The sequence below is a fragment of the Promicromonospora sp. NPDC060204 genome (assembly GCF_042728455.1).
Lineage (GTDB): Bacteria > Actinomycetota > Actinomycetes > Actinomycetales > Cellulomonadaceae > Promicromonospora.
The window spans coordinates 1-6,774 of the sequence record NZ_JBHWZO010000308.1 but is presented as its reverse complement, the minus strand read 5'-3'; the positions used below and the strand labels follow the sequence as shown (position 1 = coordinate 6,774).

Here is a 6,774-nt window from a genome sequence, read left to right as displayed (position 1 = left end):
CGGCACACCCGGCCGGTTGTCGTCTCCCCTGTGACCACGGCTTTCGGCCGGTGGGGCCGGGACGCGTACCCTGGGTGGCGTGAGTGAGACCCAGGCAGCCAGCGACTCCGCCGACGACGTGGAGGTGCGCGACGTCGTCGACCCGGCGACCGTGCGCCGCGCCCCGCGGTACAAGGCCTTCTTCCTGACCGGCGCGCTGGTCGGCGTCGTGCTCGGCCTGCTCCTGTCGTTCTACCTGGTCAGCTCGCCCCAGGCCGCCGGGCTGATGAAGCCCGGCGTCTACGTCACGGTGCTGACCGCCTTCGTCACGATGGTGACCACCCTGCTGGCCGGCCTGTTCGCGGTGATCGCGGACCGCCGGAGCCTGCGCGGCCGCTGACGCGGAGGTCACATGCGAGGCCGGTCACGGACATCCGGCCGCATGGGATACTCGGAACATGCCTCTGCGCGGAGATGGCCGACTCAACCACGACCTCATGCCCGGCGAGAAGGGCCCCCAGGACGCATGTGGCGTCTTCGGGGTCTGGGCACCCGGTGAGGAGGTCGCCAAGCTCGCGTACTTCGGTCTGTACGCCCTCCAGCACCGCGGACAGGAGTCCGCGGGCATCGCCACCAGCAACGGTGAGCAGATCCTCGTCTACAAGGACATGGGACTCGTCTCCCAGGTCTTCGACGAGACAGCCCTGAACGCACTGACCGGCCACATCGCCGTCGGGCACTGCCGGTACTCCACCACCGGTGGCGTGACCTGGGAGAACGCCCAGCCGACGCTGGGCGCCACGGCGTCGGGCACGGTGGCCCTGGGCCACAACGGCAACCTGACCAACTCGGCCGAGCTCGTCAACCTCGTGGCCGAGCGCTACGGCGCGCAGCGCCGCGGCGAGCTCGCCCGCGGCAACACCACGGACACAGCGCTGATCACCGCGCTCTTCGCGGGCGACGCCGACCACACGCTGGAGGCCACGGCCCTCGAGGTGCTGCCGCGGCTCCGCGGTGCGTTCTCCCTGGTCTTCATGGACGAGAACACCCTGTACGCGGCGCGTGACCCGCAGGGTGTGCGCCCCCTGGTGCTCGGCCGCCTCGACCGCGGCTGGGTGGTCGCCAGCGAGACGCCGGCCCTCGACATCGTGGGCGCGTCCTACGTGCGCGACGTCGAACCCGGCGAGCTCATCTGCATCGACGCCGACGGTATGCGCTCCGTGCGCTTCGCCCAGGCCGAGCGGGCGGCCTGCGTCTTCGAGTACGTGTACCTGGCCCGGCCGGACAACACGATCAACGGCCGCTCGGTGCACGCCGCGCGCGTCCAGATGGGCCGCACCCTGGCACGCGAGCACCCCGTTGAGGCCGACCTCGTGATCCCGACGCCGGAGTCCGGCACGCCGGCGGCCGTCGGGTACGCCGCCGAGTCCGGCATCCCGTTCGGGCAGGGCCTCACCAAGAACGCCTACGTCGGCCGCACGTTCATCCAGCCGTCCGACACGCTGCGGCAGCTCGGCATCCGCCTGAAGCTCAACCCGCTGCGCGAGGTCATCAAGGGCAAGCGCCTGGTGGTCGTGGACGACTCGATCGTGCGCGGCAACACCCAGCGCGCCCTGATCCGCATGCTGCGGGAGGCGGGCGCGGCCGAGGTGCACGTGCGCATCTCGTCGCCGCCGGTCAAGTGGCCCTGCTTCTACGGCATCGACTTCGCGTCGCGCGCCGAGCTCATCGCGAACGGCCTGGCGGTCGAGGAGATCGGCCAGTCGCTCGGCGCCGACAGCCTCGGCTACATCACCACCGAGGGCATGATCGCCGCGACCGAGCAGCCGAGCTCGCAGCTCTGCGCCGCCTGCTTCACGGGCAAGTACCCGATCGAGCTGCCCCCGGACGACCAGCTCGGCAAGCACCTCCTGGAGCAGGCGGAGCTGCCGCTCGGCCAGCCCGAGGACGGGCTCAAGCAGCTCACCGTGAGCACCGGCGGCTCGACCGCGCTCGACCACCCGTGACCCACGTACACCACCCGAACGACGCAGGAGCACCCGTGACTTCCGAAGGCCTGACGTACGCCGCCGCAGGCGTGGACACCGAGGCGGGCGACAAGGCCGTCGAGCTCATGAAGGACGCCGTGCGGCGCACGCAGGGCCCGGCCGTGCTCGGCGGGGTGGGTGGCTTCGCCGGCCTGTACGACCTGTCGGCCTTCAAGAGCTATCGCGCACCGCTGCTGGCGACGTCCACGGACGGCGTCGGCACCAAGGTCGCGATCGCGCAGGCCATGGACAAGCACGACACCATCGGGTTCGACCTGGTGGGCATGGTCGTGGACGACATCGTCGTAATGGGGGCCAAGCCGCTCTTCATGACCGACTACATCGCCACGGGCAAGGTCGTGCCGGAGCGCATCGCGGACATCGTGCGCGGCATCGCGCAGGCGTGCGAGGTGGCCGACACGGCCCTGGTGGGCGGCGAGACGGCCGAGCACCCGGGCCTCCTGGACCCGGACGAGTACGACGTCGCCGGCGCCGCCACGGGCATCGTGGAGGCCGACAAGGTGCTGGGCCCGGACCGGGTGCAGCCCGGTGACGTGCTCATCGCCCTCGCCTCCAGCGGCCTGCACTCCAACGGGTACTCCCTGGTGCGCGCCGTGATCAAGCACGCGGGCTGGGCGCTGGACCGGCACGTGGACGACCTGGGGCGCGCCCTGGGCGAGGAGCTCCTGGAGCCCACCCGCGTCTACGCCTCGGACTGCCTGGCGCTGGCCGCCGACGAGGCGGCGCAGGTCCACGCCTTCACGCACGTGACGGGCGGCGGGCTGGCGGCCAACCTGGCGCGCGTGCTGCCCGCCGGGCTCGTGGCGACGGTCGACCGCGCGTCCTGGGACGTGCCCGCCGTGTTCCAGATGGTGCGCAGCCTCGGCGGCGTGCCGCGGCGCGACCTCGAGAACACGCTGAACCTGGGTGTCGGCATGGTGGCCGTGGTGGGCGCCGACGGCGCTGACGCGGCACTGGCGCGGCTGTCCGCGCTGGGCGTGCCGGCATGGACGCTGGGCAGCGTGGAGACCCTGGACGCCTCGACGGCACAGGAAGACCTGGTCGCAGGAACGAAGGGTGTGTCCGGCGGCGCGGTCAGGCTGGTGAACGACTACCGCTGAGGCGGTGGCAGACCGGTCCGAGGACCAGGCCTGGGGGCCGGCGCAAACGCGCCGGCACCCTCAGCGCGTGTTGCCGTCCTGGTCTGCCCAGTCGGAGTACCTGTTGTCGTACTCCTCGTCCTCCGAGGAATCCCACCGCGACTGTGTCGCAACATCCGTGCGGGAGTCTCCGCTGAGCTCCTGCTCGAGGGCGTGATAATTGGTGTCCGGGCTGTAGTACTTCAGCTCGCGAGCAACCTTGGTCTGCTTAGCCTTCTGACGGCCGCGGCCCATGGCTCCGACCCCCCTCAACGTAGGAGCGGGGCGGCACCGTGCATGGACGTGCGGCCCCGTAGCGTTTCGTCTGTCCAGGTTCCAACGTTACATGCTGGTACGGCGTTTCTTCCAGTCCGTGGACGTGATTCGTCCCATCCGCCGATGTGACATTGGAGTCGTTCCGACCCCCTTGCCGACTTGTTCCGACTGGTCCCCCGACCGCTCCTTGACCGATACATGGCATTTCTGAGGTAGACGGCGCTCCGGGTGCGGCTCCGGACCCACGGCTTCCGGGCGATGCCACCCGGGTGCCCCGAGGCTCCGGTCCGGCACTTTGCCGAGTCCTGGCGGGCGTCCGGGCCCCGTTCGAACCTGCCCTCGGGTCGGCCCGCGTGCCTCCCGGAGGAGCGGCGAAATGTCGGCGTCGGCGTGTCGCACGTGTCCGAGACTCGCCCGAAACGGGCGCGCGTGGCGAGTGGCGGAGAAAGTGAGGGAATAAACCCCGTCCCCAAGTCGCCTAAATCCCGTTTGCTGCTAACAATGGTGCAAGAGCGGGTGTCGTCAACCGCCTGGTACGGCCAGGCCGGCACCGTTCCGGAGGAGGTGCGGGGATGTCCATCCACGGAGAATCCGAGGTCCTGCTCACGCCTGCCGAGGTAGCGAGCTTGTTCCGTGTTGACCCCAAGACAGTAACGCGTTGGGCAAAAGCGGGAAAGCTCTCGTCGATCCGGACACTTGGCGGTCACCGCCGCTACAAGGAGTCCGAGGTTCGGGCGCTGCTCGGTGCGGCAGCGGACAGCTCGGGCGACACCGACAACTAGTCGGGCGTCGTTGACGGATTGGTCGGCAGGTAGGACGAAGGCGCGCCGGGTGCTGCCCCCCAGCTCAGCCCCGCGCGCGCCTGAGCACAGCGGTCACGACCACAGCGGTGCCGATGGCCACGAGCCCGATCGCGGCACCGATCACAACCTTGGCGTTGCGGGCCCGGCGCGGATCTTGCGCCGGGCCGTTCTTGTGCCCGCCGTTCTTGTTCCCGAAGGCTCCGGCGGCCATGGCGCCGGCGTCGCTCGCGGCCTGCTTGGCCTCGTGGGCGATGCGTGACGCCTGGTACCCCGGGCTGAGGCGGGTGGTGAGCTCGTCGATGGACGCGGCGAGGTCGGCGCGGGTGCGGAGCACCTCGGCCTCGAGCTCGCGGCTGCTGGGCGTGGGCGGCGGTGTCGGAGTGCTCATCGCTGCATCCCCTCCTTGATCGACGTGATGTCGTCCTTGACGCGCTGGACGCTCTCGGGCGGGTTCGTGGCCTTCTTCAGGAGCTGGGCGCCCACGAGCGCCAGGATGATCACGACGAGCACCATGAAGCCGCCGATGGCGAGTGCCGACAGCCAGAGCGGCCACACCGTGCCCAGCCCGTACACGGCCGCCAGGAGCAGCACGCCGGCGGCGTACGCGAGGATCAGGAGCGCCACGACGAGCAGTCCGATGCCGATGCCGGACTTCTTGGCCTTCTCGGCGAGCTCCGCCTTGGCCAGCTCGATCTCGGCACGGACGAGGCGTGAGGCCTGCTCTGAGACCTGCTCGACCAGCTTGCCCAGGGAGAGCGGCCGCCCGGGTCCTGGCGTGCTCTCCGGGCCGCTTCCTGCCGTTCGTGCCTGGCCGTCGATCTTCACGTCGTCGATCATCTGCCCTCCCGTGCCGCCGGATTCGGCCTGCGCCGCTGAAGACAACTCAACAGGCCAAGAGCTCATGGGGCAATTCCTGGCGCGGCGTGGCTTCCAGTAAAAGGCATGAAGGGGATCACTCGCCAATGCGCAATTGCTGGAAGGAATTGCCTCAGACCGGCCGCTGCGCACTGTTCGCCGGCGTCGGCTTAAGGGACGTGGGAATCACCACGCAGGGCGTCGAGATCGCCCCGGGGCGATCAGAGAGCCGCCGCGAAGATGCCCGCGGTCACCAGCCAGATCGCGTAGGCGGCGGCCGCCACGGCGATCATGATGCCGCTCTTCGCACCCGTCGAGAGGCTGCTCCCCGCGATCCTGAAGTTGACGATGACCGCGAGCACCGCGACCAGTGCACCCAGGAGCCCACCGAACGCGACGAGCAAGATCGGCAGCATGCCGATCACGCGGACGACGACAGGAGCGGGTTCGACCGCGAGATACGTCTCGCCGTTCACCTCGACGGGCGGCACCGACGCGAACAGGGCGGTGCGTCCGAGCGTCGCGACAACGGGGTGGCCGTCCGTGCCCTGCAGGGTGAAGGCCCGCTTGCCGGCGCTCGGTGCCTTGCTGCCGTCGACGGTCAGGTAGCTGCGCCCCCACCAGATGTCGGGAACGAGCGCGATCTGTCCGGTGGTGCCGGGAATGGTGAGTGCGTGGGAAGCCATGGGCGGGAAACTACCAGGGCCTTCCGGGCCAACCTGCCGCGCACGGTTCCGTCCCGACCAGAGTGCTCGGGGCAAAAGAAGAACCCCCGGACCTCAAAGGTTCCGGGGGTTTTTCGCTGTGGCTCCGACCGGCGTCGATCCGGTGACCTTTCGATTTTCAGTCGAACGCTCTACCAACTGAGCTACAGAGCCCTAGCGCGAACGCCCGGATAGTCGAGACCGACAACCCGGGCGCCTCTCGCGCGACCCTGACGGGACTTGAACCCGCGACCTCCGCCGTGACAGGGCGGCGCGCTAACCAACTGCGCTACAGGGCCATGATCGCTACCCGCGATCGGGGGGCTTGTTTCGAGCCGTGAGTACCCTAACCCACCGCGGGCCAGAACCTGAAATCAGATCCGGGCACCAGGTGGATGACCTGCCTCACAGCAGACGAAACCCGGCTCTTGCGAGCCGTTCCGTACCCCCAACGGGATTCGAACCCGTGCTACCGCCGTGAAAGGGCGGGGTCCTAGGCCGCTAGACGATGGGGGCCAAGACCGGGCAAGTCTACAGGCGGTCGGCTGCTCCGCCGCACGTCGGGGTCGCGTCCGGGACGTGTCGCGCGTCGGGGATGATGGGTGCGTGGTGGAGATGACGCGGGAGGACTTCGAGACGGCCGTCAGCGAGGGGCTGGACCTCGTGCCGCCCGATCTCGCGGCGCAGATGGACAACGTGGTGGTGCTCGTCGAGGACGACGCGCCCGCGGACGACCCCGAGCTCCTGGGCCTGTACGAGGGTGTGCCGCTCACGGAGCGCGACCACATGTGGGCCGCGGGGGCGCTGCCGGACCGCATCACCATCTTCCGGAACCCGACCCTCGCGATCTGCGACACGCGCGAGGACGTCGTCGAGGAGGTGGCCGTGACCGTGGTCCACGAGATCGCTCACCACTTCGGCATCGACGACGACCGCCTGCACGAGCTCGGCTGGGACTGAGCCGACAGAGCCCCGGGTCGCGAAGCGAGGC

9 protein-coding genes and 3 tRNA genes are annotated in these 6,774 nt (G+C 69.7%); 5 read left to right on the top strand and 7 right to left on the bottom strand.

Annotated elements, in window-relative coordinates; all coding sequences use genetic code 11:
* The first annotated feature begins 79 nt into the window (after nucleotides 1-79).
* The 3 genes from ACFWEJ_RS25700 to purM are packed head-to-tail and all read left to right on the top strand — an operon-like array spanning nucleotide 80 to nucleotide 3,127.
* On the top strand, nucleotides 80-379 hold the full coding sequence (locus ACFWEJ_RS25700) for a hypothetical protein (RefSeq protein WP_377232009.1): 300 nt from the start codon (nucleotides 80-82) through the stop codon (nucleotides 377-379).
* A 58-nt stretch (nucleotides 380-437) separates the two neighbouring features.
* Complete coding sequence (gene purF, locus ACFWEJ_RS25695; protein WP_377232008.1) at nucleotides 438-1,985, top strand: amidophosphoribosyltransferase; 1,548 nt, start codon at nucleotides 438-440, stop codon at nucleotides 1,983-1,985.
* 35 nt (nucleotides 1,986-2,020) lie between these two features.
* Entirely contained in the window at nucleotides 2,021-3,127 is a 1,107-nt protein-coding gene (gene purM, locus ACFWEJ_RS25690) for a phosphoribosylformylglycinamidine cyclo-ligase (RefSeq protein WP_377232007.1), read from the top strand.
* 60 nt (nucleotides 3,128-3,187) lie between these two features.
* On the opposite strand, the gene ACFWEJ_RS25685 is transcribed toward purM, so the two are convergent.
* A complete protein-coding gene (locus ACFWEJ_RS25685; RefSeq protein WP_377232006.1) occupies nucleotides 3,188-3,400 on the bottom strand; it encodes a DUF3073 domain-containing protein in 213 nt (70 codons plus the stop codon).
* Between the two features lie 593 nt (nucleotides 3,401-3,993).
* On the opposite strand from ACFWEJ_RS25685, the gene ACFWEJ_RS25680 reads away from it, so the two are divergent.
* A complete protein-coding gene (locus ACFWEJ_RS25680) occupies nucleotides 3,994-4,203 on the top strand; it encodes a BldC family transcriptional regulator (RefSeq protein ID WP_026365760.1) in 210 nt (69 codons plus the stop codon).
* Nucleotides 4,204-4,267: 64 nt separating this feature from the next.
* On the opposite strand, the gene ACFWEJ_RS25675 is transcribed toward ACFWEJ_RS25680, so the two are convergent.
* The 6 genes from ACFWEJ_RS25675 to ACFWEJ_RS25650 all read right to left on the bottom strand — a co-directional run bounded on the left by ACFWEJ_RS25675 (nucleotide 4,268) and on the right by ACFWEJ_RS25650 (nucleotide 6,299).
* The gene (locus ACFWEJ_RS25675; RefSeq protein WP_377232005.1) at nucleotides 4,268-4,612 is read right to left on the bottom strand and encodes a DUF3618 domain-containing protein; all 345 of its coding nucleotides are present in this window, start codon (nucleotides 4,610-4,612) and stop codon (nucleotides 4,268-4,270) included.
* Nucleotides 4,609-5,061 (bottom strand): phage holin family protein, encoded by a 453-nt coding sequence (locus ACFWEJ_RS25670; RefSeq protein ID WP_377232004.1) that lies wholly within the window; start codon nucleotides 5,059-5,061, stop codon nucleotides 4,609-4,611. Before ACFWEJ_RS25670 ends, ACFWEJ_RS25675 begins: the two co-directional genes overlap by 4 nt.
* Before the next feature lie 239 nt (nucleotides 5,062-5,300).
* Nucleotides 5,301-5,765 (bottom strand): hypothetical protein, encoded by a 465-nt coding sequence (locus tag ACFWEJ_RS25665; protein ID WP_377232003.1) that lies wholly within the window; start codon nucleotides 5,763-5,765, stop codon nucleotides 5,301-5,303.
* A 119-nt stretch (nucleotides 5,766-5,884) separates the two neighbouring features.
* Nucleotides 5,885-5,957: transfer RNA gene (locus tag ACFWEJ_RS25660), tRNA-Phe, on the bottom strand.
* Nucleotides 5,958-6,008: 51 nt separating this feature from the next.
* A tRNA-Asp gene (locus tag ACFWEJ_RS25655) sits at nucleotides 6,009-6,082 on the bottom strand.
* 144 nt (nucleotides 6,083-6,226) lie between these two features.
* A tRNA-Glu gene (locus ACFWEJ_RS25650) sits at nucleotides 6,227-6,299 on the bottom strand.
* A gap of 99 nt (nucleotides 6,300-6,398) precedes the next feature.
* On the opposite strand from ACFWEJ_RS25650, the gene ACFWEJ_RS25645 reads away from it, so the two are divergent.
* A complete protein-coding gene (locus ACFWEJ_RS25645; RefSeq protein WP_377232010.1) occupies nucleotides 6,399-6,743 on the top strand; it encodes a metallopeptidase family protein in 345 nt (114 codons plus the stop codon).
* Nucleotides 6,744-6,774: the final 31 nt, after the last annotated feature.